Source organism: Micromonospora sp. WMMD737 (assembly GCF_049179055.1).
Taxonomy (GTDB): domain Bacteria; phylum Actinomycetota; class Actinomycetes; order Mycobacteriales; family Micromonosporaceae; genus Micromonospora; species Micromonospora reichwaldensis.
The window spans coordinates 1-1,253 of the sequence record NZ_JBMHMH010000023.1 but is presented as its reverse complement, the minus strand read 5'-3'; the positions used below and the strand labels follow the sequence as shown (position 1 = coordinate 1,253).

Annotated in this window: 2 protein-coding genes and 1 pseudogene; all 3 read right to left on the bottom strand. The window is 62.7% G+C overall.

Annotated features, from left to right (window positions below; all coding sequences use genetic code 11):
- A pseudogene (gene hupB, locus ACN27A_RS34000) lies at nucleotides 1-274 on the bottom strand (DNA-binding protein HupB); the annotation flags it as partial.
- 202 nt (nucleotides 275-476) lie between these two features.
- On the bottom strand, nucleotides 477-1,070 hold the full coding sequence (gene leuD, locus ACN27A_RS33995) for a 3-isopropylmalate dehydratase small subunit (RefSeq protein WP_421459049.1): 594 nt from the start codon (nucleotides 1,068-1,070) through the stop codon (nucleotides 477-479).
- A gap of 38 nt (nucleotides 1,071-1,108) precedes the next feature.
- A partial coding sequence (locus ACN27A_RS33990; RefSeq protein WP_421459051.1) for an aconitase family protein occupies nucleotides 1,109-1,253 on the bottom strand: 145 nt, incomplete at its 5' end.

Below are 1,253 nucleotides of genomic sequence, written 5' to 3'. Positions count from 1 at the left end.
CGCCAGAGACAACCGCCTTGAACTGAGCGCCCGGACGGAACGCGGGCACGGACGTGGGCTTGACCTTCACCGTCTCGCCGGTACGCGGGTTGCGCGCGACACGCGCTGCGCGACGCCGCTGCTCGAAAACACCAAACCCGGTGATGGTCACGCTGTCGCCCTTGTGCACAGCGCGCACGATGGTGTCAACGACGTTCTCCACCGCGGCGGTGGCCTGCCGACGATCCGAGCCCATTTTCTCCGTGAGTACGTCGATGAGCTCTGCTTTATTCATGCAAAACCTCCGAAACCAGTGGCCCTACTTGGGCCGACTAGTGGACACGGTAAACCCAATGGCTGCTGATTTCCAAGAGCCACGCGCAATTTCAAGCCATGCTAGCGAACTTTTTTCAATCCACTTGCTGCCCTTGGCCTCCAACCGAGGCCTCCAAAAGGGGCTCGTGGCGGAGGTGAATTCGCCGCTGCGGGCGCCGGCCTCAGGCCGGCAGAGTGCGCGGCTTCCAGCTCGGCCGGTCGGCCTCATAAGCCTCGATCTGATCGAGTTTCCGCAGCGTAAGGCCGATATCGTCGAGTCCCTCGAGCAATCTCCAAGCGGTGTAGTCGTCAATGTTGAACGGCACCACAACCGTTCCTGCGGACACCGTTCGATATTGAAGATTCACACTGATTTCCAGACCCGGCTGCTGCTCGATGAGCTTCCACAACAATTCCACATCATCCTGCGCCACTTCGGCGGCCAGCAGGCCTGCCTTGCCCGCGTTGCCACGGAAGATATCAGCGAATCTCGACGAGATGACGACCCGGAATCCGAAGTCCATCAGCGCCCACACCGCATGCTCCCGGGAGGAGCCGGTCCCGAAATCGGGCCCGGCGACCAACACCGACCCGTTGTCGAAAGGGGTCTGATTCAGGATGAAGGACGGATCGTTGCGCCAGCCGGCGAACAGTCCGTCTTCGAATCCCGTTCGGGTTACGCGCTTCAAATACACCGCAGGAATGATCTGGTCGGTGTCGACGTTCGAGCGGCGCAGCGGAACGCCGATCCCGGTGTGGGTGCGGAAGGCTTCCATCGAAGAATCTCCTGATGTCCTGGTTGGTTCGAGCGGATTCAGCGGGCGGGAACGGGCGGCAGGTCCGCCGGGGAGGCCAGCGTGCCGCGCACCGCGGTGGCTGCGGCGACCGCCGGTGACACCAGATGGGTGCGGCCGCCCTTGCCCTGACGGCCTTCGAAGTTCCGGTTCGAGGTCGAGGCG

Excerpts from the sequence above, each read along its gene's own strand:
- leuD (WP_421459049.1), bottom strand. The coding sequence starts at position 1,070 with ATGGAAGCCTTCCGCACCCACACCGGGATCGGCGTTCCGCTGCGCCGC.